26 protein-coding genes are annotated in these 26158 nt (G+C 69.0%); 13 read left to right on the plus strand and 13 right to left on the minus strand.

From position 1 onward, the window contains the following. Together ACZ6QO_RS24705 and ACZ6QO_RS24710 are read right to left on the minus strand one after the other, a co-directional pair. On the minus strand, nt 1-2001 hold the full coding sequence (locus ACZ6QO_RS24705; protein WP_465853962.1) for a glycosyltransferase family 2 protein: 2001 nt from the start codon (nt 1999-2001) through the stop codon (nt 1-3). Nucleotides 2002-2120: 119 nt separating this feature from the next. Next, nucleotides 2121-2888: an aggregation-promoting factor C-terminal-like domain-containing protein gene (locus tag ACZ6QO_RS24710; RefSeq protein WP_465853963.1), complete on the minus strand. Its 768-nt coding sequence runs from the start codon at nt 2886-2888 to the stop codon at nt 2121-2123. 376 nt (nt 2889-3264) lie between these two features. On the opposite strand from ACZ6QO_RS24710, the gene ACZ6QO_RS24715 reads away from it, so the two are divergent. Genes ACZ6QO_RS24715 through ACZ6QO_RS24725 form a run of 3 tightly spaced genes read left to right on the plus strand, consistent with a single transcriptional unit; the run spans nt 3265 to nt 5932 of the window. Beyond that, nucleotides 3265-3939 (plus strand): response regulator, encoded by a 675-nt coding sequence (locus ACZ6QO_RS24715; protein WP_465853964.1) that lies wholly within the window; start codon nt 3265-3267, stop codon nt 3937-3939. After that, entirely contained in the window at nt 3936-5375 is a 1440-nt protein-coding gene (locus ACZ6QO_RS24720; protein WP_465853965.1) for a sensor histidine kinase, read from the plus strand. Before ACZ6QO_RS24715 ends, ACZ6QO_RS24720 begins: the two co-directional genes overlap by 4 nt. An 11-nt stretch (nt 5376-5386) precedes the next feature. Further along, nucleotides 5387-5932, plus strand: a complete 546-nt coding sequence (locus ACZ6QO_RS24725; protein ID WP_465853966.1) for a hypothetical protein — start codon at nt 5387-5389, stop codon at nt 5930-5932. Between the two features lie 15 nt (nt 5933-5947). On the opposite strand, the gene ACZ6QO_RS24730 is transcribed toward ACZ6QO_RS24725, so the two are convergent. The 4 genes from ACZ6QO_RS24730 to ACZ6QO_RS24745 all read right to left on the minus strand — a co-directional run bounded on the left by ACZ6QO_RS24730 (nt 5948) and on the right by ACZ6QO_RS24745 (nt 11146). Next, complete coding sequence (locus ACZ6QO_RS24730; protein WP_465854111.1) at nt 5948-7216, minus strand: PhoH family protein; 1269 nt, start codon at nt 7214-7216, stop codon at nt 5948-5950. 311 nt (nt 7217-7527) lie between these two features. Then, nucleotides 7528-8289 carry an isoprenyl transferase gene (locus tag ACZ6QO_RS24735; protein ID WP_465853967.1) on the minus strand — a complete coding sequence of 254 codons (762 nt, stop codon included), beginning with the start codon at nt 8287-8289 and terminating at the stop codon, nt 7528-7530. A 168-nt stretch (nt 8290-8457) separates the two neighbouring features. Beyond that, the gene (locus ACZ6QO_RS24740; RefSeq protein WP_465854112.1) at nt 8458-10242 is read right to left on the minus strand and encodes a phosphoenolpyruvate carboxykinase (GTP); all 1785 of its coding nucleotides are present in this window, start codon (nt 10240-10242) and stop codon (nt 8458-8460) included. 385 nt (nt 10243-10627) lie between these two features. Then, nucleotides 10628-11146 carry a hypothetical protein gene (locus ACZ6QO_RS24745; protein ID WP_465853968.1) on the minus strand — a complete coding sequence of 173 codons (519 nt, stop codon included), beginning with the start codon at nt 11144-11146 and terminating at the stop codon, nt 10628-10630. Between the two features lie 83 nt (nt 11147-11229). Between ACZ6QO_RS24745 and ACZ6QO_RS24750 the strand changes: the two genes are divergently transcribed. The 4 genes from ACZ6QO_RS24750 to ACZ6QO_RS24765 all read left to right on the plus strand — a co-directional run bounded on the left by ACZ6QO_RS24750 (nt 11230) and on the right by ACZ6QO_RS24765 (nt 16000). After that, on the plus strand, nt 11230-12735 hold the full coding sequence (locus tag ACZ6QO_RS24750; RefSeq protein WP_465853969.1) for an MFS transporter: 1506 nt from the start codon (nt 11230-11232) through the stop codon (nt 12733-12735). A 249-nt stretch (nt 12736-12984) separates the two neighbouring features. Beyond that, on the plus strand, nt 12985-13596 hold the full coding sequence (locus ACZ6QO_RS24755) for an acyl-CoA-like ligand-binding transcription factor (RefSeq protein ID WP_465853970.1): 612 nt from the start codon (nt 12985-12987) through the stop codon (nt 13594-13596). Nucleotides 13597-13752: 156 nt separating this feature from the next. Next, a complete protein-coding gene (locus tag ACZ6QO_RS24760; protein WP_465853971.1) occupies nt 13753-15126 on the plus strand; it encodes a hypothetical protein in 1374 nt (457 codons plus the stop codon). Between the two features lie 28 nt (nt 15127-15154). Further along, nucleotides 15155-16000, plus strand: a complete 846-nt coding sequence (locus ACZ6QO_RS24765; RefSeq protein WP_465853972.1) for an FkbM family methyltransferase — start codon at nt 15155-15157, stop codon at nt 15998-16000. Here the strand turns inward: ACZ6QO_RS24765 and ACZ6QO_RS24770 are convergent. From ACZ6QO_RS24770 to ACZ6QO_RS24780, 3 genes are all read right to left on the minus strand, one after another. Next, on the minus strand, nt 15977-16246 hold the full coding sequence (locus tag ACZ6QO_RS24770) for a type II toxin-antitoxin system RelE family toxin (RefSeq protein ID WP_465853973.1): 270 nt from the start codon (nt 16244-16246) through the stop codon (nt 15977-15979). The genes ACZ6QO_RS24765 and ACZ6QO_RS24770 overlap by 24 nt on opposite strands. Then, nucleotides 16243-16515, minus strand: coding sequence for a hypothetical protein (locus ACZ6QO_RS24775; RefSeq protein ID WP_465853974.1), 273 nt, complete (start codon nt 16513-16515; stop codon nt 16243-16245). Before ACZ6QO_RS24775 ends, ACZ6QO_RS24770 begins: the two co-directional genes overlap by 4 nt. Before the next feature lie 176 nt (nt 16516-16691). Beyond that, nucleotides 16692-17120 carry an ATP-binding protein gene (locus tag ACZ6QO_RS24780; RefSeq protein WP_465853975.1) on the minus strand — a complete coding sequence of 143 codons (429 nt, stop codon included), beginning with the start codon at nt 17118-17120 and terminating at the stop codon, nt 16692-16694. A 285-nt stretch (nt 17121-17405) separates the two neighbouring features. Here ACZ6QO_RS24780 and ACZ6QO_RS24785 point away from each other — a divergent pair, with 285 nt between their 5' ends. Together ACZ6QO_RS24785 and ACZ6QO_RS24790 are read left to right on the plus strand one after the other, a co-directional pair. Then, nucleotides 17406-18230, plus strand: coding sequence for a helix-turn-helix domain-containing protein (locus ACZ6QO_RS24785; protein ID WP_465853976.1), 825 nt, complete (start codon nt 17406-17408; stop codon nt 18228-18230). After that, nucleotides 18221-18421, plus strand: coding sequence for a DUF397 domain-containing protein (locus ACZ6QO_RS24790; RefSeq protein WP_465853977.1), 201 nt, complete (start codon nt 18221-18223; stop codon nt 18419-18421). The genes ACZ6QO_RS24785 and ACZ6QO_RS24790 overlap by 10 nt, the downstream gene beginning before the upstream one ends. Before the next feature lie 72 nt (nt 18422-18493). Here ACZ6QO_RS24790 and ACZ6QO_RS24795 read toward each other — a convergent pair whose 3' ends face one another. Further along, entirely contained in the window at nt 18494-19906 is a 1413-nt protein-coding gene (locus ACZ6QO_RS24795) for a hypothetical protein (RefSeq protein ID WP_465853978.1), read from the minus strand. Nucleotides 19907-21133: 1227 nt separating this feature from the next. Here ACZ6QO_RS24795 and ACZ6QO_RS24800 point away from each other — a divergent pair. Then, on the plus strand, nt 21134-21475 hold the full coding sequence (locus ACZ6QO_RS24800; RefSeq protein ID WP_465853979.1) for a hypothetical protein: 342 nt from the start codon (nt 21134-21136) through the stop codon (nt 21473-21475). 106 nt (nt 21476-21581) lie between these two features. On the opposite strand, the gene ACZ6QO_RS24805 is transcribed toward ACZ6QO_RS24800, so the two are convergent. The 3 genes from ACZ6QO_RS24805 to ACZ6QO_RS24815 all read right to left on the minus strand — a co-directional run bounded on the left by ACZ6QO_RS24805 (nt 21582) and on the right by ACZ6QO_RS24815 (nt 24463). Further along, the gene (locus ACZ6QO_RS24805) at nt 21582-23129 is read right to left on the minus strand and encodes a C40 family peptidase (RefSeq protein ID WP_465853980.1); all 1548 of its coding nucleotides are present in this window, start codon (nt 23127-23129) and stop codon (nt 21582-21584) included. A gap of 312 nt (nt 23130-23441) precedes the next feature. Next, nucleotides 23442-23942 (minus strand): transcription elongation factor GreA, encoded by a 501-nt coding sequence (gene greA, locus ACZ6QO_RS24810; protein WP_465853981.1) that lies wholly within the window; start codon nt 23940-23942, stop codon nt 23442-23444. Nucleotides 23943-24031: 89 nt separating this feature from the next. Then, the gene (locus ACZ6QO_RS24815) at nt 24032-24463 is read right to left on the minus strand and encodes a DUF4307 domain-containing protein (RefSeq protein WP_465853982.1); all 432 of its coding nucleotides are present in this window, start codon (nt 24461-24463) and stop codon (nt 24032-24034) included. A gap of 152 nt (nt 24464-24615) precedes the next feature. On the opposite strand from ACZ6QO_RS24815, the gene mca reads away from it, so the two are divergent. Genes mca through ACZ6QO_RS24830 form a run of 3 tightly spaced genes read left to right on the plus strand, consistent with a single transcriptional unit; the run spans nt 24616 to nt 26128 of the window. Further along, nucleotides 24616-25479, plus strand: coding sequence for a mycothiol conjugate amidase Mca (gene mca / locus ACZ6QO_RS24820; RefSeq protein WP_465853983.1), 864 nt, complete (start codon nt 24616-24618; stop codon nt 25477-25479). Between the two features lie 36 nt (nt 25480-25515). After that, nucleotides 25516-25755: a hypothetical protein gene (locus ACZ6QO_RS24825; RefSeq protein ID WP_465853984.1), complete on the plus strand. Its 240-nt coding sequence runs from the start codon at nt 25516-25518 to the stop codon at nt 25753-25755. Nucleotides 25756-25780: 25 nt separating this feature from the next. Further along, nucleotides 25781-26128, plus strand: coding sequence for a GNAT family N-acetyltransferase (locus ACZ6QO_RS24830; RefSeq protein WP_465853985.1), 348 nt, complete (start codon nt 25781-25783; stop codon nt 26126-26128). Nucleotides 26129-26158: the final 30 nt, after the last annotated feature.

The following is a 26158-nucleotide window of genomic DNA, read 5'->3' on the forward strand; positions in this document are numbered from 1 at the left end:
CTACTCGTCCAGGGTGGGCGGCAGGTAGCGCTGGCGGATGGCGTGGGCCAGGCGGAGGAGGTGCCCGCCGCCGGGGAGGCGGGTGGCGATCCTGGCCGGCGCCGACCGTTTGGGGACGAGCATGCCGGGCTCGGCGCCGGCGTCGACGCGCACCCGGCCTCCTCTGGCCATCTCCAGGACGAACCGCAGGTCGCACTCCCTGCCGTCCACGCGCAGGCGCGGCGCCCACACCCCGGGCCCGATGTGGCCTTCTCCCGCGAACCGGCGCAGCGCCACCTTGGCGACGAGCTGCCCGGGGTAGCGGCCTGGCACGCCGGGTTCGACCAGCGCGGGCACGGTGACGACCCGGCCTCGGCCGGCCAGGTGCCGCAGCACCAGCTCGGCCGGCGGACCGCCGCTCGGCGGGACGTACGGGACGGGCAGGACGACGAAGACGCTCCCGTCCCGGTGGGTGACCGTCGCCCCCGGCGAGACGAGCACGATCGACTCGGCGAACGATTTGGGTTCCACGCACACGCTGAGCTCCCGCTGCTCCGACCAGCAGGGGATCACCAGCCTGCGCGGCGCGCCCGCCAGGACGCCGACGCAGCTGAGCTGGGCGCCGCGGTGCCCGGCGACGCGGGTGCGGGCGTGGTGGGCGCCGCTGTGCATCCGGACGTGCACCTCCCACTCGCCGGAGCGCAGCGGACGGCCGAGCCCGGCGGTGCTCACGTCCAGCCGTGCCCGTCCGACGGCCCAGAGGCGCACCCGGTCGCCCTCCTGGGACCGGCACATCTCTCCGGACACCGGGAGGAAGCAGATCAGCCCGTAGTCGGCGTGCCGGATGTAGACCTCCATGCGGGCCCGTTCGACCGATTCGGTGACGTCGGCGAGCCCCGGCGGGAGGGCGAACCCGTCCAGCGGCGGCCTCCACAGCAGACGGTCGCCGTCCGCCGTGAACGTGACGGGCGTCCCCTGCGCGTCCACGATCTCCACGGCGAGGTCGAGCAGCAGGACGCCCTCGTCCCAGCGGACGTCGCGCAGCTCCGCGCGCACCGAGATGCCCCTGGAAGCCTCGCTGAGCGCCACCAGACGCCCGAGTTCGCCACGTCTGAGGAGAACCGCCCGGGCGCGGAGATGGACCGGCAGATAGACGTCCAGCGCCTCGGGGAACCGTTCGCGGGTCAGGTCGCGCATCGCGGCGAACAGCGCCGAGCGCTGGTCGGAGCGCGCGGACAGCAGGCGGCGCCCGCCCATCGGCCGCAGCACGGCGGTGCGGAACAGCTGGGCGTACAGGCGCTCCCGCTGTTCGCCCGGCTCGCCGTGGGCGTCCACGACGTCGAGGGCGGCCCGGATGCCGGCGGCGTACGCGGCGGGGTCCACCGGGCGCTCGGGCTCGGCGCCGACGTGGCAGCACACCTGGTCGGCGAGGATCGCGACGACCTTGGCGGTGAGGTAGGCCTTCAGGACGAACGCCTGCTCAGACAGCTCGGGCTCGACGTCGGCGAAGCGGATCTCGTGCGAGTCGAGGAAGTCGCGGCGGAACAGCTTGTGCGCCGTCGGCAGGGCGAGCAGGCGGTCGCGCACCAGGTCGGCGCGCTCGCGGTTGCGCGAGAAGGCCCGCGGCGGCGGGCTGTCGCCCTGGACGAGCCGGCCGACCAGCACGTCGGCGCCGGTCTCGACGGCGGTGCGGTACATGGCCTCCAGTGCCACCCGCTCCAGGCGGTCGCGCCGGCCGAGCAGGTAGACGTACTCGCCGCGGGCCACGGCCAGTCCCACGTTGCGTCCGCGGACCGGCGAGCCGGTGTGCTCCAGGTGCAGGACCCTGACGTTGGGGCGCACGGCGGCGACGGCGTCGAGGCGTTCGCGAGTGCCGTCGTCCGACCGGTCGTCCGCGAAGATCACTTCGTATTCGTCCGACGGCATCGTCTGCTCCAGCAGCGAACGTACGCACGCGTCGAACGCGTCATCGTCCGGGCCTGGCTCGGACACCGGCACCACCACGCTGACCTTCACACCCATGCGGCCAGCGTGCCGCCGGGCACGGTCCCGGCGCCCCCAGGCTTGCCGAAACCTCGAACAACCCTGACTAAGAGTTCGCGCGGATCATGACCGCGCGGCGATCAGCGCCGGCGGAGCGGTCAGTACCAGCCGACGGACTGGGAGTGGGCCCAGGCGCCGCACGGGCTCTTGTAGCGGGCCGCGATGTAGCCGAGGCCCCATTCGATCTGCGTGGCGGCGCTGACCTGCCAGTCGGCGCCGGCGCTGGCCATCTTGCTGCCGGGCAGGGCCTGCGGGATGCCGTAAGCGCCGCTGCTGCGGTTCATGGCCCGCTCGTTCCAGCCGCTCTCTCTGTCCCAGAGCTTCTCCAGGCAGCCCCACTCGCCGGCCCAGCCGCGCGCGGCGGCCATCTGCTGGCCGAGCGCCTTGTTGCTGCCCGGGTTGGGCTTGGATCCGGGCGGGAACGACTGCGGGTTGAACCCGCCGCCGCCGGGCGCCGTCTTGACGATCTTCACCGAGCTCCAGTCGGGAGCCGAATCGTCCCGGGCGCGCTTGATGTCGCGCGCCCGCTGCGCCTGGGCGGCGACGGCTTTGAGCGCGTCGGCCTCGGCGTCCGGCGCGAAGGGGTCGGACAGGCGGGTGAGCTCGTCGAGGGTGAGCGGGGTGGCCGGGGTGGCGGCGTTCTCGCGCATGGTCTGGACGGTGAAGACGCCGAGCGCGGCGACCACGGCCAGGGAGAGCCCGATGCCGACCCCGCGCTTGGGGGTCAGCCACGACTTGCGGGCGGGGGGCTTGGGCGCGGGTGGCCGGAGCGCGGCCCGCTGACCGGCGCGGCCATGTGGCGGCACGGCTTCGTGGTCGCCGTCCCGCCTGCTTCGCCTGTCTCGCAACTGCTGACCTGAGCTCACGGCCTATGAGCTTGCCGTGTCGTGGGGGGTGGTTCGCAACCCAAACGTAAAAGTTATTTGACGGTTACCTAACCAACCGGTGAGTAACGTGCGGTTTCCCCATCGAATGTGAGCTTCGTCACACTGGCGCCCCGAGCCGCCCTCCGGACCCCCGATCCAGAGGGCGGCGGAGCGACCGGCGCCTCTGAAGGCGCGGCCGCGTGGCCGGACCCGCGTCCTCGGTCCGGTACCCCCGGACGCCTTCGCCACGACCACGGAAGGGCCTGACGGAGGCGGATGGTCTCAGCCTGACGGCCTACTGTCAGGTTCCTATGGGAGCCATGTCTCGGTTCTGTGACTCAGAAGGGGATAACGGACTTTCAGCCATAATGTGCGGGTGGCCGGCATCCTCCTCGTCGAAGACGACCCCTCGGTCCGCACGGGCCTCGAACTGGCCCTGACGCGCCAGGGGCACTCCGTGACCGCCTACGCCACCGGCGAGGAGGCCCTGGACCACGTGCGCGCCCGCAGGCCCGAGATCGTCATCCTCGACGTCATGCTCCCCGGCATCGACGGCGTGGAGGTCTGCCGCCGCATCCGCAGGCTCGACTCCCTGCCGATCATCCTGCTCACCGCGCGCGGGGACGACCTGGACGTGGTCGTCGGGCTGGAGGCCGGCGCGGACGACTACGTGGTCAAGCCGGTGGAGCCGCGCGTGCTCGACGCCCGCATCCGCGCCGTGCTGCGCCGCCTGGAGTCGGCATCCGCCGACCGCATCAGCTTCGGCGACCTCGTGGTGGACCGGGGGGCGCTCAAGGTGAGCCTGGCCAACCGCGAGATCCACCTCACGCCCACCGAGCTGAGACTGCTGCTGGAACTGGTGCGGCATCCCGGGCAGGTGCTCAACCGCCGCTATCTGCTGCGCGCGGTCTGGGACCACAACCACGTGGCCGACTCGCGCCTGGTGGACGCGTGCGTGCAGCGCATCCGCGCGAAGATCGAGCCCGTGCCCGCCGAGCCGGTGTACATCCACACCGTGCGCGGCTTCGGCTACCGCTTCAGCCCGCCGTGAACCTCGGCCTCCGGCGTCCCGTCGGCCTGCGCGGCCGGTTGGTCATCACCTTCGTCCTGGTCGCGGTGACCGCCTCGGCCCTGGTCGCGGGCATCGGCTACCAGCTCGTCCGCCGTGCGCTGCTGGAACGCGCGGAGACCGGCGCCGTCGTGGACGTCCGCGACGTCCTGCAGCGGATCTCGCTGCCGATCGGCACCAGCGACCTGCTGTGGCCCACCGACGCGGTGGTGACCGACAGCGACCTCACCAACCTGGCCGAGTCCCTCGGCGGGCCGGACCGCCAGGTGATCCTCGAGTACGGCGAGCAGGAGCGGCTGAGCAGCGGCACGACGTTCGGGCTCGGCGACGTCCCGGCGGAGCTGCGCCGGCAAGCGTCCGGACGCATGGTCCGCCAGCGGCTGCTGATCCGGGGCGACCCATGGCTGCTGATCGGCACCCAGGTCCACCGGCGCACCCGCACCGGCGCGGTGCGCCCCACCGGCATGACGATCTACGTGTTCGTGTCGCTCAAGGAAGAGGACGGCGTCCTGGCCCGGCTGCGCACCGCGCTCGCCCAGGCGTCCGGGATCACGCTGGCGGTCGCCCTGACCGTCGCGCTGGTGTCCGCGCGCAGCGTCCTGCGCCCGGTGCGCAGGCTCGGGGACGCCGCGCGCGCCCTCGGCGCCGGGCGCCTGGACACCCGCCTGCCGGTGGACGGCCGCGACGAGCTGGCCGGGCTGAGCGCGACGTTCAACGACACCGCCTCCGCCCTGGAGGACACCGTGTCGGAGCTGCGCGCCCTTGAGGCCATGTCCCGGCGTTTCGTCGCGGACGTCTCCCACGAGCTGCGCACGCCTCTCACGGCGATGACGGCGGTCACCGACATGCTGACCGAGGAGGCCGGCAACCTGCCGCCCGACGCGGGCAAGGCCGTGGACCTGGTGGTGCGGGAGATCAACCGGCTCAGGGTGCTGGTGGAGCACCTCATCGAGGCGAGCAGGTTCGACTCGGGCGCCGCCGTGCTGACCAAGGAGAACGTCGACGTCGGCATGGCGCTCGGCGACTGCCTGGAGATCAGGGGGTGGACCGGCCGGGTGCGCCTGGAGGTGCCGCGCGGCCTGTCGTTCTCGCTCGACCCCCGGCGCTTCGACGTGATCGTGGCGAACCTGGTGGGCAACGCCCTGCTCCACGGCGCTCCCCCGGTGACCGTGGCCGCGCGCCCGCTGCGCGGCGGCCTGGAGGTCATGGTGCGCGACCGGGGGAAGGGCATCCCGCGCCGCGACCTCCCCCATGTCTTCGAGCGCTTCTACAAGGTGGGGGCGGGACGGGCGCGCAGTGAGGGCAGCGGGCTCGGCCTGGCCATCGCCAAGGCCAACGCCGAACTGCACGGCGGGACGATCAAAGTGGAACTGTGCGATCCGGGCACGCTGTTCACCGTATGGATCCCGCTCCCATGAGGCCGCGCCCGGTGAGAGCACTGTTGCCGGCCCTGTTGCCGGCCCTGCTGCTGGGGACGGCGGCCTGCGGCGTGGACCCCACGGGCGTGTTCGACGCCGGACCGGCGCCGGTGCTCAGCGGCAAGGGCGCGGTCGCCAACGTCTACCTGCTGCGTGACGGGCGGCTGTCCCCCAAGCAGGTGTCCACGGCGTCCAACGCCGCCGAGGACGTGATCGGGGCGCTGTTCGAGGTGAGCAGGCGGCCCGGGGACGGCCTCGGTTCCGCGCTGTCGTCGTTCCGGCTGGAGCAGAGCGTGCTCGGCCGGTACGGGGTGGACAGCGGCGTGCGCAACGACCCGGAGAACCCGGTGGGCCTGCGGCTGCACGTCATCGTCAACGGACCCGGCCGGCTCGGCAGGACGGCGATCGCCCAGATCACCTGCACAGCGCGGCTGCGCGAGGAGATCTGGGCCGTGAAGATCACTCAGACGACGGCCAAGGGGCCACTGGCGCTGGGCGAGCACACCTGCCGCGAGTACCACGACCTGGCCGCGCCCGACGTCAACCTGCCGCCGTGACCCCGGGGCCGCCGGTCAGACCGTGATGTCCTCCAGCATCTCGGTCACCAGCGCGGCGATCGGCGAGCGCTCGGAGCGGGTGAGCGTGACGTGCGCGAACAGCGGGTGCCCCTTGAGCTTCTCGACCACGGCGACCACGCCGTCGTGCCGGCCGACCCTGAGGTTGTCGCGCTGGGCGATGTCATGGGTGAGCACGACGCGCGAGTTGGCGCCGATGCGCGACAGCACGGTGAGCAGGACGCCCCGTTCGAGCGACTGCGCCTCGTCCACGATCACGAACGCGTCGTGCAGCGACCGTCCCCGGATGTGGGTGAGCGGCAGGACCTCCAGCATGCCGCGGTCGAGGACCTCCTCGATCACCTCGGGGGTGGTGACGGCGCCGAGGGTGTCGAACACCGCCTGCGCCCACGGGCCCATCTTCTCGTTCTCGGAGCCGGGCAGGTAGCCGAGCTCCTGGCCGCCCACCGCGTAGAGGGGGCGGAAGACGATGACCTTGCGGTGCTGCCGGCGTTCGAGCACGGCCTCGAGGCCCGCGCACAGCGCCAGCGCCGACTTGCCCGTGCCCGCCCGGCCGCCGAGGGAGACGATGCCCACCTCGGGGTCCATGAGCAGGTCGAGGGCGATGCGCTGCTCGGCGGAGCGGCCGTGCAGGCCGAACACCTCGCGGTCGCCCCGCACGAGCCGCACCGACTTGTCGGGCTGCACCCGCCCGAGCGCCGACCCCCGGGCCGACAGCAGCCGCAGGCCGGTGTGCGTGGGAAGCTCGCGGGCCTCCTCGAGGTCGGCGCCGCCGTTCTCGAACAGCGACTCGACGTCCTCGGTGGTCACCTGGAGCTCGGCCATGCCGGTCCAGCCGGACTCCACCACCAGGTCGGCGCGGTACTCCTCGGCCGCGAGGCCGATGGAGGCGGCCTTGACCCGCATCGGCAGATCCTTGGAGACCAGCACCACGTCGTGGCCCTCGGCGGCGAGGGACCGCGCGACGGTGAGGATGCGGGTGTCGTTGTCGCCGAGCCGGAATCCGGCCGGCAGGATCGCGGGGTCGCTGTGGTTGAGTTCGACTCTGATCGTGCCCTCGCCTATCGGCATGGGCTCGTCCAACCGGCCGTACTGAACACGAAGATCGTCCAGGAAGCGCAACGCCTTGCGGGCGAAGTACCCGAGTTCGGGGTGGTGGCGCTTGGCCTCCAGTTCGGTGATGACGACGATCGGTAGGACGACTTCGTGCTCCGCGAAGCGGCTCATCGCCGCAGGGTCGGCCAGCAGGACAGAGGTGTCCACTATGTACGTGCGCCTCGATGGCGTGAGGCTACTGGAGGTAGTGGACGGGTTGCTCGAGGACACTGCCACGCGTTCTCCCCCGGGCGCCAGGAGTCAGCGCCCTGCCTATGAGGTGGTGAGCGGACCGGGCCCGATCGTGCGCCCCCACCTGTGCGAGGCGACGCCGGATTCCGGCCCCCCTCGTCAAAAGGCGACGCAAGGGCGGACCCTCTCCCGAAGTAGGCCGTATGGACTGCCTACTCCTTACGGTACGTCGTGGACGCCCCCTACCCAACAGCTGGACCAGGGCTGATAGGGGGTGTTCACGGGGTGTTTCAGTTCCCGTACCGCCGGTGCCGCGCGGCGTACGACCGTAGCGCCCGCAAAAAGTCGACTCTGCGGAAGTCAGGCCAGTAGGCCTCGCAGAAGTAGAACTCCGAGTGAGCGCTCTGCCAGAGCAGGAAGCCGGACAGCCTCTGCTCTCCCGACGTGCGGATGAGAAGATCCGGGTCGGGGAGGCCGCGCGTGTAGAGATGCTCCGCGATGTGCTCGACATCGAGGACCTCGACAAGCTCCTCGATGCTCGCGCCCTTGCTGGCGTGCTCCTGGAGGAGGGAGCGCACCGCATCAGCGATCTCACGCCTTCCTCCATACCCAACCGCAACGTTCACAATCAGCCCAGGACGGCGCGATGTCACTTCTTTCGCGTCTTTGAGGATGCGGGCCGTGCGATCGGGCAAAAGGTCCAGCGCTCCCATGGGGTTCACCCGCAACCCGCCGGCCACCAGGCCCTGCACGGTCTCCTCGATGATCTCCATCAGGGGGTCGAGCTCTTCCTTCGGCCGGCTGAGGTTGTCACTGGAGAGCAACCACACTGTGACGATCTCGACCCCGGCCTCACGGCACCACACCAGCAGCTCGGAGATCTTGTCCGCGCCCTTCTGATGGCCGTGGCTGACGTCGCGCAGGCCCATGGCCCTGGCCCAGCGGCGGTTGCCGTCCACGATGACACCCACGTGGCGAGGTATCTGATCGCTGGACAGCTTGGCCTCAAGACGGCGCTCGTACAGCCGGTACACGAGATCGCGCACGCCCATGGAGACCTCCCCTTCGCCGCCCGCCCACTGTCGGACGTTGACAACACGCAATTATCACGTGCCCGGACGCCTGCCCGCCCCCGCTTGGCTCACCGTCGAGTCCAGAACGCGGAACGGGGAACGACGGCGGGCTCGCGGCCTCGCTCCCCGTGGCGGGCGGCAGGGGCGTCAGGAAAGGCGGTCCACTAGGGAGTGGTACTCCTGCCACAGCTGCTTGGGCAACTGGTCGCCGAAGGTGGAGAAGTGGCCGGGAATCAGCGCGGCCTCCTGCTTCCACACCTCGCGGTCGACCGACAGCAGGACCGAAAGGTCGGACTCGTCGATGTCGAGTCCCTCGGTGTCCAGCGCGTCCCGCGGCGGCAGCAGCCCGATGGGGGTCTCGACGGCGCCGGCCCGGCCGTTCAGCCGCTCGACGATCCACTTGAGCACGCGGCCGTTCTCCCCGAAGCCCGGCCACAGGAAGCGGCCCGAGGCGTCCTTGCGGAACCAGTTGACGTAGTAGATGCGCGGCAGCTTGCCAGGATCGGCCGTCCTGCCGATCTTGAGCCAGTGGGCGAAGTAGTCGCCCATGTTGTAGCCGCAGAACGGCAGCATCGCGAACGGGTCGTAGCGCAGCTCGCCGACCTTGCCCTCGGCGGCGGCGGTCTTCTCCGAGGCGACGTTGGCGCCGAGGAAGACGCCGTGCTGCCAGCTGAACGACTCGGTGACCAGCGGCACGGCCGTCGCGCGGCGCCCGCCGAACAGGATGGCCGAGATCGGCACGCCCTTGGGGTCCGACCACTCGGGGGCGATGGTCGGGCACTGGGACGCCGGGGTGGTGAAGCGGGCGTTCGGGTGGGCGGCCGGCTCGCCGGAGCCTGGCGTCCAGTCGCGGCCCCGCCAGTCGATGAGGTGCGCGGGCGGCTCGTCGGTGAGCCCCTCCCACCACACGTCGCCGTCGTCGGTCAGCGCCACGTTGGTGAAGATGCTGTTGCCCCAGAGCGTCCTGACGGCGTTGCCGTTGGTCGACTCGCCGGTGCCGGGCGCGACGCCGAAGAAGCCGGCCTCGGGATTGATGGCGTGCAGCCGGCCGTCCTCGCCGAAGCGCATCCAGGCGATGTCGTCGCCGATGGTCTCGACCTTCCAGCCCGGGATGGTCGGCTGGAGCATCGCGAGGTTGGTCTTGCCGCAGGCGGAGGGGAAGGCCGCGGCGACGTAACGGGCCTGGCCGTCCGGCGGGGTGAGCTTGAGGATCAGCATGTGCTCGGCCAGCCAGCCCTCGTCGCGGGCCATCACGCTGGCGACGCGCAGCGCGTAGCACTTCTTGCCGAGCAGCGCGTTGCCGCCGTAGCCGGAGCCGTAGGACCAGATCTCCCGGGTCTCCGGGAAGTGGCTGATGTACTTGGTGGTGCTGCACGGCCAGGGGACGTCCTCCTGGCCGGGCGCCAGCGGGGCGCCGACCGAGTGGACGGCCTTGACGTAGTCGCCCCTCTCCTCGATCAGCCGGAGGGCGCGCTCGCCCATGCGGGTCATGACGCGCATGGAGACGGCGACGTACGGAGAGTCGGTGATCTCGACGCCGAGCTGGGAGATCTCGCCGCCGAGCGGGCCCATGCAGAAGGGCACGACGTACATCGTGCGCCCGCGCATGCAGCCGCTGAACAGCCGGTCGAAGGTGGCGCGCATCTCCTTGGGCGCGATCCAGTTGTTCGTGGGGCCCGCGTCCTGCGGATCCTCCGAGCAGATGAAGGTGCGGTCCTCGACCCGGGCGACGTCGCCGGGGTCGGACGTCGCGAGAAAGCTGTTGGGCCGCGCGGCGAGGCGCGTGAACGTCCCCTGCTTGACGAGCAGGTTGGTCAGGCGCGTCCATTCGGCCTCCGACCCGTCGCACCACTCGACGCGATCGGGACGGGTCAGCTCGGCGATCTCTCTGACCCAGGCGGCGAGCTCGGCGTGGGACGTCGGGGCGGTCATTTCAATGGAAACTGACACGGAGCCGGCTCCTTACTCTCAGGCAAAACATCATCAACGACGGAACGCGCCGAATCCAATTGGCATAGACCAGTCATGGAAACGGGGGTTCAAGGACCCCTCAAAAGAGGAGATCCGCGGCTCCCATTTCGACTCTGTTTCGGGCCGGTGAATTCGGATGACCGTCGTCAGCCCTGCCCACTGCCCATCCGGGCGGTGTCATAACGGGGCAGGGACCGCGATGGTTTCCGGGATTTTACCCATCTTGGCGAAGATTGGAGAGTCGGCTTCCGTCCGGCGGGCCGTACGCCCGCCGGGGCCGGAGAGTGCCATTGGTATAGGCCATTGAAAATGGTCTAGGCCTTTCAAAAGATTGGTTCAAACCAATCTACGCGGTGACGTCGGGGCCTTCGGAACGCACGCGGTCGACCCGCTGGAGGGCATCGCGCAGGTCAGCGAGCCAGGTGTCGGTGTGGCTGCCCACCAGGCGCACGCACCAGGCGAGGGCGTCGCTGCGGCTGCGCGCGACCCCGGCGGCGACGAGCGTGTCGAGCACGCGTCGTTCCTGCTGGCGCAGGCGGGTCATCACAGGGATCGAGAGGGTGGTGAACATCACTGTCCCGCCCTCCAGCGAGACGCCCCAGGAGACCTTCCGGCGGAAGCGGCGCTCGGCCTCGCGGGCGATCTCGATGCGCCGTTCGCGGGTCTCCTCCCTGAAGCGCTGGACGATGCCCTCCAGCAGGGCGTCCCGCTCGGCTCCGGAGGCGGCCGCGGCCGCGGCCGGCAGAGGGAGCGTGCCGATCACCGCGATCTCCTCGCGGTCGAGGACGAACTCCCGCTCGGTGAACCACTCCTCCGGCAGGCGTCCGGTGAACCATGACGTGATCACTGATTCTTCTGTTTCCATGTAATCAGGATTACACCCGCTACGGCGCAAGCTCAAGAGGACATTATTGACAGCAACCATCTTTTGAGAGCTACTATCAATTCATGTCGCCTGTCACTTCTTCGCGCCGCTGGTGGGCGCTCGGCGCCCTGGTGCTGAGCGTCCTCGTCATCGGCCTGGACCTCACCGTCCTGAACGTCGCCCTCCCCACGCTCGCCACCTCCCTCGGCGCCGGCACCGGCGAACTGCAGTGGATCGTGGTCGCCTACATGGTGGTGTTCGCGTCCCTGCTGCTGCCCGCCGGAGCCCTCGGCGACCGGTTCGGCCGCAAGCGCATGCTGCTGGTCGGGCTCGTCGCGTTCGGCGTCGCCTCCGCCGTCGCCACCACCGTCGGCGACGCGGGCTGGCTCATCGCGATGAGAGCGGTCATGGGCGCCGGCGCCGCGATGATCATGCCGCTCTCGACGTCGATCCTGCCCGTCCTCTTCCCGCCGCACGAGCGGGCCAGGGCCATCGCCGTCTGGACCGCCGGCATGGCCGTCGGCCTGCCGCTCGGGCCCATCGTCGGCGGCTACCTGCTCGACCACTTCTGGTGGGGCTCGATCTTCCTGATCAACATCCCGGCCGTCGCGGTCGCCGTCCCCGCCGTGGCCCTCCTCATCCCCGAATCGCGCGACCCCTCGGCCTCCCGGGTCGACCTGCCGGGCGGGCTGCTGTCCATGCTGGGCCTCGGCGCGCTCGTGTACGGGGTCATCCAGGCGCCCCAGGACGGCTGGGCACACCCCGCGGTGCTCGCCGGCGTCATCGGCGGCCTCGCGCTGCTGACCCTCTTCGCCGTCGTGGAGGCCAGGACCCGCGCCCCCATGCTGGACCTCGGCCTGTTCCGGCAGCGGGTCTTCCTGTGGGGAGCGGCCGGCGCGACGTTCATCAGCCTGGCGATGACCGGCGTGCTGTTCGTCGTCCCCCTGTACCTGCAGGCCGTCCTGGGCTTCGACGCGTTCGAGACCGGCCTGCGCGTCGTCCCCATGGTCGCCGGGCTGATGGCCGGCGGGCTGGCCGGCGAACGGCTGCTCGCCCGCGCGGGGCTGCGGTGGCTGATGACCGCCGGGCTGGTGCTCCTGGCGGCCGGCCTCGGCATGGGCGCGATGACCGGCGTCCCGGACGGGTACGCCTGGACCGCCGCCTGGCTCTCGGTCGCCGGGGCGGGGGTCGGCCTGGCGATGGTGCCCGCCATGGACGGCGTCCTCGCCACGCTGCCGGAGGACCGCACCGGCGCCGGCTCCGGCGCGCTACAGGCGGTGCGGCAGGTCGGCGGCGCGGTGGGGGTCGCCCTGATGGGCAGCGCGCTGTCCGCCCTCTACGTCGCCCGCCTCCCCCAGGGCGCGCCCAAGGCCGCCGAGGAGTCGGTCGCGGTGGCCGTGCGACTCGGCGACCCCGCGCTCACCGCCGCCGCGCACGACGCCTACGTGTACGGCATGGACACGGTCCTCGCCACCTGCGCGGCCCTGTCCCTCCTCACCGCCACCCTCATCACCTCCCGCCTGCGCCCCACCCCCGCCGCCCCGCCCACCCCCCAACGAACCCCTGCCCCCTCCCCCCTGAACCGCTGACCTGCGAGCCTCCACCGCCCTGCGACCGGGGCACCCGCTCCCTCCTCCTCACCCACCGGTCACCGACCCGATGCCGTCCTCTCAGAAGAGGCAGGCGAGCGCGTCACAGAACACCACCTCGCCGACGGACGCCCTCCCCCCGCCCCATGTCCGCTTTCTCCACAGGCGCCGCGGCGGCGGGAAGGGGATACGGCGAATCCGGCGCCCCTGTGCGGTGAACGCCCGGCGTATTCACGCGAGAATTGGAAGATGAGCTCTCCCGCGCGCACCCAGCAGCGGCATCCCGGCCTCCGCGAACGCAAGAAGGCCAAGACCCGGCGGACGATCCAGGACCACGCCATGCGGCTGTTCGCCGAGCAGGGCTACGACAACACCACGATCGAGCAGATCGCCGAGGCCGCGGAGGTCTCGCCGAGCACGTTCTTCCGCTACTTCCCCTCCAAGGAAGACGTGGTGATCCAGGACGACTACGACCCGCTGATCAGCGCCGCGTTCCTCGCGCAGCCGGCCACCCTCACCCCGCTCGCCGCGATACGCCGCGCGCTCCAGGAGGTCTTCGCCGACGTGGTCACCGAAGACGAGCGGACCATATTGACGCGCGCGCGGCTCATCTGGTCGATCCCCGCGCTGCGCGCCCGCCAGGTGGAAAGCCAGCTCGCCGCCCTGACCATGATGAGAGACGCCGTGGCCCAGCGCACCGGCCTGCCCCCTGACGACTTCCGGCTGCGCGTCTTCACCGGCGCCGTCGTGGGCGCGTGGATCGCCGCCATCGAAGAGTGGATCGAATCCGACGGCTCCCAGTCCCTGGCCGCCCTGATGGACCGCGTCATGTCCCTACTAGAAGAGGGCCTCCCCCTCTAGCCTCCATCTTCTAGCCTCCGTCTTCCGTTCCACGCGGCGCTTGATTGTGCTTCTCTTGATGCGGGGAACGGTGGCGGACACGTGGCCGTACAAATGGGCGATTCGCTCACCGAACCGGTGAAAAGTACGGCTCTCTGAGGGTGGTATTGCGAATCGATGAAGCACGCCGACTCCCGCTCCGTCAGAACCCCGCGCGCCACGGCGCAGTTCGCGGCCTTGGAGCCGATATGGGCCGGCATCGGGTCGACGATCCAGTTGAGGGTCCTGCTCGTGTTCGGAGCGCTCTTCAACGAGCGCGTCTACGTGCACGACACCCAACTTGTCGACAACCCGCGGGTCGTGGCCGATTTCAGCAGGTCCGACCTGCGGGACAGCAGTTTCTACCGTCTGCTGAGAGATCTCGTCACGTCAGGCGTCGTCTCGGTCGGGCTCCGGGAGCACAACTACCTCTACCGCGAAGAGCGGCTCGATCCCTGTGATTCCCTGACCGATGTCCTGAACAGCTGGAAGAAGAACAGCCCGGACGGCAAGGGCTGGGTCATCTCGCCTGTCTCGGACGCGCGCTCCAGGATGGTCGCGGAACTCGACACGATCCTCGCCGGCGACGGGCCCGTCGTCGTCCGCTACGACTACGCCAGGACGAAGGACGACTTCATGCGGCAGGTTCGCGAGGCGGCGAACTCGCCGGACTCCGTGCTGGCCGGTCTCCTGTCACAGCAGCCGATCGAGCTGCGGAGACGTTACGACAAAATTCTTTCGAGGCCGCGGTTCTCACATACCCCGATTTTCGCGCTGCTGCACGATTCCGGCCTGCCGGTCGCCGACGAACTGATCCAGATCCATGGGCTCTTCGACGAGACGGCGCATGCGAGAGCGTTCGACGCGCGGGTTCTCGGGTCCGACTGGAATTCGGGCCAGGGCACGGGTCTGGCCGAGGCCGTCCTCACCAATGGACGGATCGAGCGGAGTGAAGACGGCCCCGCGCTGGACACGGCGGAACTCGTGGAGGCGGCTTACCGCATGGTCGAAGGGCCGCCGCCCGACCTGCTCGCCATGCTGCGCCATGAAGAGATCATGGAGCTGCGTGAGCAGGCCAGAGAGCTCTTCGAGATCCAGTCGTACTTGGAAGTCTCCGACGCTCGGGATCCGGACGATGCGCTAGCCGCCGCCCTGGCCGACTGTGCCGCCGACTACTGGCAACACATCTGTGAATACATCAGGGCAACTCGCCCTCATTTGACGGTCAGGTCCACCAGCCTCGGCATCTTCTTGCGCAGGCGGATGCCGAGATTGGCGAAGGTCGCCGAGCGGTTCGCGACGACCGGCCTGTCGACGCTCACCGAGGTGGCGATCGATTCGCTGCCCCTCATCGGCGGCGGCCTGAGCCAGGAGGCGAAGAGCAGCATCCTGAAGCACGCGAACATCGACTTCGTGTTCTTCACCGAGTCGCCGCGCATGCGGGAACTGAGGAACTTCTATCCGCACCGAGGCTGGATCTCCTCCGACACGAGATCGATCGAGAGCCGGTGAGTGCGGCGACCTTTCCCGGGGGGTTTCCATGTCCACCGCACATTCACTCACGAACCGTGACGGATTCACCTGGGCGGTCAGGCCCGGCACTGGTGACCGCGTCGGCCCCGGCCCCCATGAGCAGGACATGTGGCGGCTGCTCAGGTCCTTCACCGTGCCGGGTTCGGCGTTCGTCGACGTCGGCGCGCATGTCGGCCACTACACCCTCCGGATGAGCGAGGTATTCGCGCGGGTCATCGCGATCGAGCCGAACCCCACTGCTCTGCGCACGCTGCGATTGAACCTCCGGCTCAACGGCATCGGCAACGTCGACGTCCACCCCGTGGCCGCGCATGAGTCCAGGGGACGGCTGCGACTGTGGGATCCCTTCAACGTGACCGCCGGACCCTGCACGCGCACGCTCGCCGCCGACGAGCCGGCGATCGCGCCCGCCGACTGCGAGATCTCCACGCTGTACTCCGGCGAGGAGGGGTTCGGCGCGTTCCTCGGCGAGGCGGACTGCCTCCCGATCGACCTCATCACGTCCCGGTACGACGAGAGGGTGGGGCTCATCAAGATCGACATCGAGGGCCGTGAGGGAACGGCGTTGTCCGGTGCGGCCGAGACGATACGTCGTCATCGGCCGGCGATCCTGATCGAGATGCACGACTCGATGTACGGAGAGGCCATCAATGACCTGGTGGCCGGACAGTTGTCGCGGCACGACTACGTGTGGTGCGACTTCTCGCTCTATCAGAGATCGAAGATGACGCGGTCGACCATGTGTCCGTACATCTACGCCGAGCCGGTGAACACCGGCCGCGCGCAGGATGTCCTCGCCTTCGCCGAGCGGGCGAACGAGGGTGCCGCCTCACGCTGGGTCACAACGCCTTGAGACGGCCAGGATGACCATGCTCATCTCGTCATGCCGCATCCAGCACAACACGTCGAAATCGCCCACTGCCGCCTTCAGCAGTCCCGCCTCCTTGTCGATCGTTCGCACCATCCCGGACTCCGGATCCGTGGACAGGTACTCCAGCGAGTCGAGAATGAATCTGGCGGCCCCGGGATCACAGCCGTGGATGGAGCGGATCTCCCGCACGGCGGACGCGGCCAGCAGGATCTCGTAGTAGCCCTTCATCGTGCGATCTCACGGCGCAGGTCGCTCAGCCGCATCGTTTCCATTCCCGCGTCGAGCTCCGCGATCAGCCTCGTTCCCAGCAACCGATCGGCGACGTCCTGCGCCTCACTGAGAGACTCCACGCCGGCGGCGGCGACCGCATAGGGAACCACGGCGGCCACCACATGGCCGCCTTGCTCCAAGAGGACGACTTCTCCCGATGCCGCTCGGTCGATGGCGTCCTCGACCTCGGCAGCGGTCGCGGGAATCCGCAATGTCCGGTTCCTCATGACAGATGGCTCCTCATTCACGGCCCCTTCGACTCAGAGCCTTACAGCCTCACCCTGCCATCACTCAGGGCGGCACTCCAGGTCACCGAAGCCTTTCCATCGCGCTCGCACTGGTCACCGTAATGAGTTCACGAGACGAGGCTCCCGGTGACACAGCGGTCGATCTGGATGTGCTCTCAAGGGATGGTGGTCGTGATGTCATGGAGTGCGGAGTGTCGCCAGCGAGCCCAGACGGTCTTGCCGGTGGTGCCGGTCAGCGGGGTGACGCCGTGGCCATGGGCGAGCGCCGCCACGATGGCCAGTCCGCGCCCGTGTTCGGCGTCCGGCCCGAGGTCCAGCCGGCGCGGCAGCCCGGCGCCGTGATCGGTGACCCACACGAACAGGTCGCCGTCCCCGGCCCACATCGAGACCCTGATCGGCGGCTCGCCGTAGGCGCTCGCGTTCGCCAGCAGCTCTCCGACGACGAGCACGACGTCGTCCGCCAACTCCGGCAGCCCCCACCCGCCCAGAGCCTCCCTCACCAAGGCGCGGACCTTCCCCACGATCGAGGCGTCCCCCGCGACTTCCCAGCAGACGGTACGAAGACCGCCCGACCTCTCCGGCATCGGCACTCCTTGCCGTTGTGCTGACGGTGGGGAGAAGGGGGCGGCGCATAGCGTCCGCTTGCGCCAAATTCGCCCGTACAAAACGGTCGTTCTATCGGCGGATCGACATATCCTGCCGAATCGCATACGACACCGCGAACAACGCGGAGAGACATCCGCGCCGTTCTCCCGTACGACGGAATTCCACAAATTCCCTTCGCCCCTTCCCATGGACCTGACCAGCGTCTTAGGGTCCGGCCAAGGACGCCGAGCGCACCTGGAAAAGGTGACCGAGGCGACAATTCCGTGAACGTCTGTGAGGGGATCGTGAACGGCAACCGCATGACACCGCTCGAATTCTTCGCCAGAGAATTGCGGCAGGCCCGCGAGGCCGCAGGACTCAGCCAGGCTCAGCTCGCCACGGCGATCGTCGGCTACTCGCCGTCCTTCGTCGCCATGGTCGAGACCGCCCGCAGGGTCCCCAAACCGGACTTCGCCGAACGCTGCGACCGCGTCCTCGAAACCGCCGGCATCCTCACCCGCCTCGCCCAAGACCTGGTCTGCAAGGCCATGCCGCCAGAGTGGGTGGGGAAGTGGCTGACGATCGAGGGCAGAGCGACTTCTCTGCTCTGGTACGAACCGCTGCTGGTACCGGGCCTGCTACAGATCGAGCCCTACGCCCGTGAGGTGATCGCCAAGTCAGGGCGGCAATTCGACATTGACGACCAAGTGGAGGCCCGGCTGGCCCGTCAACGTGTCCTGACCGGGGAAACGCCGCCTATGTTCGTCGTCATCTTGGACGAAGGCGTACTCCACCGTCCGATCGGCGGTCCCTCAGTGATGCATGACCAGATCACGCATCTGCTGGACGTCGCGAGACGGCCCAAGGTCGTCATACAGATTGTGCCGCTCGATGTCGGTGCTTATCCTGGCCTCGCCGGTCCGCTCGTCGTAACCACTTTCGAGGGACGCGAGGTTGTCTATGTGGACAATGCGCTGAGCGGTGACGTCGTCGAGCATGCCCCTGACGTAGCTGCTCTGAAATGCCTGTGGGAATCCCTGCGAGCCGAAGCGCTGCCGGCACGACAGTCCATAGAGCTGATGACGAAGGTGGCAGAGACATGGAAGTGACCAACTTGCACTGGCGCAAATCGTCGTACAGCAGCGGAAACGGCGGCGCCTGCGTAGAGGTGGCATTCCTCGCAGGCACCATGGCCGTCCGCGACAGCAAAAAGCCCACCGGCCCCATGCTTCGCTTCACCACCGGCGAGTGGCGCACTTTCGTCCGCAGCCTGAAGAACACCGAACTCGCCAGCGAGTGAAAGCCTGAGGGATGCCTTGTACACCGGGGCCGGAGGCGGTTAGGCCCCGGTGCAGGCTCGTGGGGCCCGTACTCAGCTCGGTGACAGGCCGACCAGTTCGACGTCTCCCGTCATGAAGGCCGTGAGGAACCGCTCGCGGCCGACGAGTTTGAAGATCTGGTCCGCGTACGCGCCGCTCTCGGCGTAGCCCAGCGTGGTCTTCCTGACCGGCGGCACCAGTTGTCCTTCCACCCCCATCATCAGCCGTTTCGTGGACGCCTCGCCCCCGTTGTCGATCATCCAGTTGAACACCTCCCTGGTGACCACCTCGATGAACCCCTCCCTGATCACCATGGGCCTGCGCACCTTTCCCACCTGCGCGAGGAGGTTCGGATGGATGAGGCTGTGCGCCATCTCGTGGACGATCGTCTCGATGGTCTCCCAGCGGGCCTGCGACTCCGGCCGGTCGGTCCTGAACTCGGTGACCAGGCCGACACCGCCACCGCCCTCCGCACCCGCGTGGGAGTTGGAGCCGATGTGCTGGAAGAAATAGATCGCGAGCTTGCGCACCGACGGCTGTTCGGCGATCCACTGTCCGAGCATCTTGAACAGGAAGACCCTGTCATCCGAGCGCGTGGAGTCATATCCGGTGAGGGTGAAGACCGACTCACCCGCCGAGGTGTCCTCGCCGACCACATAGGCCCGGTTCATCAGGTGCTTGACGAGATCCTGCTCGGTCGGCAGCGTCCTTGTCTTGTCATAGATCTTCGAGAAGTAGTCGAACCCCGTGAAGAAGGGACCGTCCTCGCGCGCCGCCGCGTACGGCTGGAGCGTCTGCCAGGCCACCGTCTGGGCGAGCCGCGCGATCAGGCCGAGATCTGCCCACTGCTGGAATCTCGGTTGCTGCCCCGACTGCCGACGCCACTGCACGACATGGTTCAGCAGAAGGTTCTGCAGCTTCGGCAGGAGTTCCTTGCGGAGAAGGTCCTTGTCGAGCGGCGGCGTCCGCCCACTGGAAGCACCGGTCCCGCCCGGAACATCGGGGGTGGATGGCGGGGGACCGTAAAGGGCCGCGGCCTGCTGCCGCACCTGATCGGGTAGCGGGGCCACCTTCGTCTTCAGCGCCGTCCGCAGCCATCGGGTTCGGCCGAGCACCTGTAACTCGAATTCGTTGCGGTCCGGGGCGGGCATCACCGGCTCGGCGGGGATGTTGTGCACCAGCCACGTCAGCGCCGCTTTGAAATCGAACCCGGGGACGGCCTCGCGGTTCACCGCCAGCAGATTTGCCGCATACAGCAGCCAGAGGCGCAGTTGCGTGTCGGTCAACTGCTGGGCAAGGGCGGGGTCGTGACCGGCGATCCGGTAGATGCTCGCGAGCCGGACCGTCACTTCCTGGTCGCTGAGGCCGAGTACCCCACCATGCTTGACGTTGACCTGGAGCGGCGGGAGATCCAGAGTCCGGTCGACCGGCTGATCTCGCTGGACGACCGCCAGGGCGTCGTCCATGGTGGGGGTCTTCGGTGTGTACACACGTCCTCCTGCCGTCCGGCCATTGGTACGTTCCATCCAATCTCGCCACCACCGGAATCGAGCTAACAATCCGGCAGCACTTACGAGACATCCACTTATCGACCATCCAGAAACAAGCACCGTGCGCGATCCGAAAAGGTAACACCGGGCTCTTGGCAGGGAAATCCCCGGAAGCGCCCTCCCCGCACCTACGTAATCCTTTTTGAGTGGGTTCATGGCGATCAACGGGAGGAGAATCTTGTACTTACACGTCAAACGTTTCATGTCCGCTTCAGGGGCAATAGGGCTTATCGCCATGACGGCGGGCATCTCCCTGATGAGGCTGTCCTCGATGAGCCGGTCGGCCGCCCTGGACTGCTCCCAGACGAAGTCGAGGACAGCGATTCATGGGGGTTCCCGACCTGGCGAGGCGCTGAGAGGCAGGGTCCGGCCCCCGGACCACCGGGGTACCGGCCGTCCGCCGTACGGGGGCGCCGGGTTCGCCGTACCACGTTCCACCGTCGCGGCGCCGTCAAGTCACCCTGTAGAGCGGTGGAGTCGTCATCGCGGCGTCGGCGAGGACGGCTCGCTTGCGGAGGGTGCGACGGAGGGCTTTGTACCGATGAGCCGAATCACCGGGCGCTGGAGATACGTGAGGGGAAGGCGCGTGAGGGCATGGCGGCGACCGATTCCCTGGTGATCCAAGGATGACCGGGGTGATGGTGGCGAACGAGAATATGCCCTCCGGCGTGCTGTCGATCATGAGCTCCGTTCCACCCCGCGAACCCGAATGCCAGGGCGTGTCGACGGTGTAGGGCAGCTTGTTCGGAAAGAACCGGCTTGTCCGCACTTAGAGCCAAAAACCACGACATGACGTGGAGTTCCAGCCCTCCCATTTCCAAGCCGACGGCAAACCTCCTCACTACCGTGGCCGCGTGTTGAGCAGCTACCCGGAGATCCGTGATCGGGTCTAAAAGCTCGCCCGCGAACTTGCATTGCGTGTCGAGTGGGCGGAGACGGGCCGATCCATTCGCCTACTCTTGCTCTATGACCGGTCTCAGATTGTGGTCGACCGCGCCATCGTGCCAGTCCGCGACCTCCGGTCAACGGTGCTCGTCAATCTCGAACGCGATCTGGAGCACGTGTTCGGAGAGGGCTGGTTGAGTGACCACGTCTATGCCGACTCCTCGCCACGTCACCTTCCGCGTGACCCTTGAGGAGACGGTGGACACAGAGATCGTCGTATGGGGAGCCGATCCCATCGATGCTTCCGTCCGTTCTGGCGTCAGCGGCCGAACGCTGGCAGAGCTCTTCGAGGAAGTCGCAGCCGTGAAGCACTTCGTCTTGGGCGTGGCCGAAGACGTGCCGGTGTCGGTTGAGTATGTGTACGAGATACCCGGCGTACCGCAGGAGCTTCTTGACTCCTACCAGGAAGAGCGTGCCCACCTACGCCAGACCGCCAGCGAGATGGCGGCCCGGCTGCGCCAGGCGGGAATCACCGAAGACGACAGTGCGATCTTGCTGGGATTGCCGGAACCACGGTCAGGTGATCTTTTGAGGTCCTGATCCGGTCTGCGTGGGACAGGGACACGGTGGTACCGCAGGCGCCGGCCGTCCGCCGTAGACGCGGCGACGCCGGCGAGGACGGGTCGCCTGCGGAGGGTAGGCGGGGTCAGCGGACGCGGGCGGCTACGTAGGGGCTTACTCGGACTACGCCGGCGAGGTTTCTGGTGGAGACGGGGGAGAACTTGACGACGTCGCCGGTGCGGGGGGCCTGCAGCATCTTGCCGTCTCCCCAGTAGATGGCCACGTGCGAGATGTAGCCGGGGTTCGTCGGGTCGCTGCGCCAGAACAGCAGGTCGCCCGGCTGCGCCTGTGAGAGGGGGATCTGCGGCCCGGTCACCCACTGCTGGTGGGTCACCCGCGGCATGCGCACGCCCGCCTGTCCGAACGCCCACTGGACGAGCCCGGAGCAGTCGAAGGTGTCGGGCCCCTCGGCGCCCCAGACGTACGGGCGGCCGAGCTTGCTCACGGCGGCCGTCAGGGCGACGCGGAGCTGCTCTGGGGACATGAACGAGCTGGCCGGCCAGTTCGTGCGCGTCTGGGAGGGCGGGGTGAGCACGGGGTTGATCAAGGCGACCTGGCTGCCCTTCGGCAGGACCTTGAGCAGACGCAGGCGCAGCCGGGTCGAGTCGACGCCGGGGGCGCTGACGATCAGCGCGTTGTTCCGCGGGATGCCGAGGGACCTGGCCACGTCGCGGGACACGACCGCGTTGATCAGGCCCATGCCCACGGTGGCGTACGCGCCCACGCGGAGGTTACGGCCGCCCGCGCTCACCGTGGAGCCCAGGGGCACGCCGCCGTCGTTGCCGAGGACGAAGGACACCGCCACGTCCCCGGCGGCGACGCTGTTCCACAAGACGTCGGAGCGGGCGGTGGCACGTGGGGTGTAGGCGCGGAAGGTCGAGGGGTTCACGCCCATGGTCTGTACGCGCTTGCCGCCCATCATGACGTCGGCGGCGTCCACGACCTCGGCGAACTTGACCCCGCCGCTCTTTCTGACCCGACGCACGGCGGCGGCGGTCAGCGGGCGGGGGGTGACGACGAACAGGTGTGGTTTGCGCAGATCGGTCAGCGGCGCGACCTGTGTGCTCGTGGCCGACTGCGGCGGGTCGCCGGCCGGGAGTTTCCGGGCGTCGGAGGAACCGCCGGCGGACGCCGTACCGCCCGTCGCCGACCGGCCGCCCGTGGCCGAGGAACCCGCCGTGGCGGAACCGCCCTGGCCGCCCGGAGCGGCGGCGGCCGACCCTCGTGAAGCGACCGGAGGGGCGGTCACCGGGCCTCCCGCGGCCGCGGGAGCGCGGGTCGCGTTCAGGCTGCGGGTGATGGCCAGATCGCGGGTGGCCGCGACGTACCCGGCGCCGCGCCCGTCCGCCTCGGCGAGGCGGGCCGCGGCCGCGATTCGCGCCTCTCTCTTGCTCAGCTCGCCGAAGACCATGAGGTCGGTGGCGAGCACCGCGACCAGCCCGGTGGCGATGATGGCGACCGTACGGCGCTGCAGCCGTGACGCGGCGCGACGCCGGCGCGGGATGCGGGGGTGGTGGCTGAGGTCTTCGCGCACCTCGGCCAGCGCGCCGCTCACGTAGCCCTGGAAGGCTCCCACGCCGCGGGTGAGGGTGTCTCGGACGGCGGTCGAGCCACGCGGTCGCCGATCGAGCACCTTCTCCCCCTCCGTCTCTCTATGCCGTCGTCGTCTGGTCTTCGTGGCCGAGCATCGGGCCTTGGCATCCGGGCACCAAAGAGCGTGCCGCATGTCGGGCGGAACGTCCAGGTGGTTCCGGGCCGGTCACACGTATGTCGTCCCCGTCAGTGCCTGAATGTCCAGTAGCAGACATTGTCCCGTAGTCGACGCCGGATGTCCGGCGATTCGCCGTCAAGCGCCGAGACGCCCCGGCCGACCACGGACAGCCGTGATCCGCCGGAGCCGGGCTCCGGCGGATCTGGGTGTCCGGTCGCGGGGGACCGCTTGGGGTCAGTTGCCGATGTAGGGGACGGCCTCGAGGATCTCGACGGTGTTCTGCCGGCCGTTGGGCAGGGTGTACGTGGCCCTCTCGCCGATCTTCTTGCCGTTGATGGCGGAGCCGAGCGGGGAACGGGGCGAGTAGACATCGATCGGCGCGCCGCTCTCTTCGCGGGAGGCGAGCAGGAAGGTGACCTCGTCGTCGTCACCGTCGAACCGGATGGTCACGGTCATGCCGGGGCCGACGACGCCTTCCGCCCTCGGGGCCTCGCCCACCCTCGCCTGGTCCAGGAGCTGGCGGAGCTGGAGGATGCGGCCCTCCATCTTGCCCTGCTCCTCCTTGGCCGCGTGGTATCCGCCGTTCTCCTTGAGGTCGCCTTCTTCGCGGGCGGCTTCGATCTTCTTGGCGATGTCGACGCGCCCGGGCCCCGAGAGATACTCGAACTCCGCCTTCAGGCGGTCGTACGCCTCCTGGGTCAGCCAGGTGACGTTCTCTTCGCGGGAGTCGACCACGGGTTCTCCTTGCGTACTCGTGAGAGTTGCGAGCGTCCGAATTCCGGGAGACTAACAAATTAACCCGGCCGGACGCTTTCCCAAAAGTCTCATTGTACGAGATAGCAGTACTGCACGTGGCCGGATGTGGCACGCGCGCTGGTGTCGACGCGTTCGGTCAGCCTGACGTCCTCCTCCCCGGCGGGGATCGTGACGTCGCGGGTGCCGACCTCCGCGTGGTCCACGTCGGTGGCTCTGAGCCTGCAGACCGCCGTGCGGTCGGCGGGCTTGTGCGTCTGGAAGGTTATCGTGACCGAGTTCGGGCCGTCGACCTTGAAAGCGATCGTGAGGATGTCCGGATTTCCCCGGGCGGTCATCATGACGTAGCCCCAGCCGCCCATCGCGATCGCGATAAAGATCCCGATGACGACGAAGGCAATGGATCGCCCGGTGCGCCCGGAAGTGGGGCGACGCTCCGGAAAGGAGTCTGGGGTCCCCAGGATCGGCTGGTCCACGTGCGAACCGACGGCTCTATCGGTCATGGTGGAATCTCCCAGCGGTCCCTTGTCGTTGCACGAGACAATTGTCCCCTGCGGAGGCTCCGCTCTACGCGCCGCCCCCGGAACAGTCCCCCTGGGGGAGTCCGGCCTGGACACTTGAGGAGAAGCGACCCGTGAGTGCACCCCTGAGATTGATGGCAGTTCACGCCCACCCGGACGACGAGTCGAGCAAGGGCGCCGCCACGATGGCGCGCTACGTGGCGGAAGGCGCCGACGTCCTCGTCTGCACCCTCACCGGCGGCGAGCGTGGTTCGATCTTGAATCCGAAGATGGAGTTGCCGGACATCCTTGAGAACATCACCGAGGTGCGCCGCCAGGAGATGGAGAGGGCGCGCGAGATCCTCGGGGTGCGGCAGAGTTTCCTGGGGTTCATCGACTCGGGCCTGCCCGAGGACGAGAGCGAGCCGCTGCCCGAGGGATGTTTCGCGTTGCAGCCGCTGGAGGTGGCCTCCGCCCCGCTCGTCGCGGCCGTCCGCGAGTTCCGGCCCCATGTGATCGTGACGTACGACGACGACGGCGGCTACCCGCACCCTGACCACATCATGACCAACAAGGTGTCGGTGGAGGCCTTCGAGGCGGCGGGCGACCCCGACCGCTACGTCGGGCTCGGCGAGCCCTGGCAGCCGCTCAAGCTCTACTACCACATGGGCTTCACCCGGGCGCGGTTCGAGGCGCTGCACCAGGCCATGACCGAGCGCGGCATCGGCTCCCCCTACGGCGACTGGATCGCCCGCTGGGAGGACCGCCCGCAGAAGTGGGAGGTCACCACGCGGGTGCCGTGCGGCGAGTACTTCGAGATCCGCGACCGGGCGCTGCTCGCCCACGCCACCCAGGTCGACCCGGACGGCTTCTGGTTCGTGTGCCCGCGCGATCTGCAGTGCGAGATCTGGCCGACCGAGGACTACCACCTGGCGCGGTCGCTGGTCGACACCGAGCTTCCCGAGGAAGACCTGTTCACGGGCATCCGCGCCGAAGAGGTGACGCACGCCAACCGCTGAGGAAGGGGCGGCGCCCCCAGGTGGCAGACTTGACACGTGACTGATTTCGCCGCGTACGCAGCCGCCGCCCAGGGGGCCCTCGCCGCCCCGCCCGCGGTCGGCCCGGGTCTCATCGGCTTCCTCGTGGTGGCCGCCATCGGTGTCGCGTTGTACTTCCTGGTGAAGTCGATGAACAAGCAGATATCCAAGATCGAGGTTCCGCGCGAGGCCGATCTGAGGAAGGCCGACCGCGCCGACACCACGGGCACCGAGCCGCGGGCCGACGGGTCCCGCTGACCTTCCCCCCGAGAGGAAGTCCTGCATGAACGAGACGGTCGAGGTCACCGACAACCCCGCCGCCGGGCGCTTCGAGATCACGGTGGGAGGCGGTCTCGTCGGCTTCGCCGAGTACCACCACAGGGCGGGCAGACTGGTCTTCACCCACACCGAGATCGGCGAAGACTTCGAGGGTCAGGGGTACGGCAGCCGCCTCATCCGCGGCGCGCTGGACGCGGCTCGGGAGTCGGGCGCCGCCATCGTGCCGCTCTGTCCCTTCGTGGCCGACTTCATCGAGCGCCACCCCGAGTACGGCGACCTGGTCGCCAAGGCGGCCTCCGGCGAGCCCGCGCGCCACGCGGAGTCCGCGGAGCCCACCGAGACCGCCCGCTGAGAGCCCGGCCGGCGTCCGCGCCCTGAGCGG

The sequence above is a fragment of the Sphaerisporangium sp. NPDC049457 genome, from assembly GCF_055586705.1.